A 1,107-nucleotide genomic window follows, 5' to 3' on the forward strand; every position below is an offset into this window, starting at 1 on the left:
CTTGATGGAGTAGCAGTCGATGACGCGGGCCTGGATTCCGTCAGCGTCGAGGATGTCTGCTGCCTTGAGCGCTTCATGAAGGGTGACCCCTGCCCCGACGAGGGTGACGTCGTCGTTGCCGGAGGACCGCAGGAGCTTGGAACCGCCGACCGGGAACTGCTCTGAGGCGCTGTACAGGACGGGGTAGGTGCCGCGGGTGGTTCGGAGATAGCTGATGCCGGAGGTTTCCGCCATGCGCTGCACCAGGGCGGCTGTGCTGGTCGCGTCGGCGGGGTAGAGGACGGTCGAGGCATGCACGGCCCGGATCATTGCGAGGTCTTCCAGCGCCATCTGTGAGGGGCCGTCGGCGCCGATCTCGACGCCGGAGTGCGAGCCGCACAGTCGAAGATCGGCGCCCGTGATGGACCCCATGCGGATGAAGTCGTAGGCGCGGGTGAGGAAGGCCGCGAAGGTCGAGGCGAAGGCTTTATATCCCCGGATGCTCAGTCCCGTGGCGGCGGCGATGAGCTGCTGCTCGGCGATGTACATCTCGAAGAACCGGCCCGGGAATGCCTTGGCGAATTCGTCGGAATGGGTGGAATTGCTGACCTCGCCGTCCAGGGCAACAACGGCGGGATCGATGCCGCCGAGTGCTGCCAGAGCGTCGCCGTAAGCCTTTCGCGTAGCGACCTTCTCGCCCACTGTGTAGCTGGGAAACTCGCCGGCGGCGGTGAGCAGTGTTTCTGCGTCTATGGGCTTGATGGAGTAGCAGTCGATAACGCGGGCGTGGATTCCGTCAGCGTCGAGGATGTCTGCTGCCTTGAGCGCTTCATGAAGGGTGACCCCTGCCCCGACTAGGGTGACGTCGTCGTTGCCGGAGGACCGCAGGAGCTTGGAACCGCCGACCGGGAACTGCTCGGAGGCGCTGTACAGGACTGGGTAGGCACCGCGGGTGGTCCGGAGATAGCTGATGCCGGAGGTTTCGGCCATGCGCTGCACTAGGGCGGCTGTGCTGGTGGCGTCGGCAGGGTAGAGGACGGTCGACGCATGCACGGCCCGGATCATCGCGAGGTCTTCCAACGCCATCTGGGAGGGGCCGTCGGCGCCGATCTCGACGCCGGAGTGCGA

General features: G+C 65.6%; 1 protein-coding gene. It reads right to left on the minus strand.

Annotated features, from left to right (window positions below; genetic code table 11):
- On the minus strand, positions 1-1,107 hold a 1,107-nt coding region (locus Y706_RS23235), incomplete at both ends, for a transketolase C-terminal domain-containing protein (protein ID WP_275450870.1).

Origin of the sequence: Arthrobacter sp. I3 (assembly GCF_000520575.1) — a bacterium.
GTDB classification, from domain to species: domain Bacteria; phylum Actinomycetota; class Actinomycetes; order Actinomycetales; family Micrococcaceae; genus Arthrobacter; species Arthrobacter humicola_A.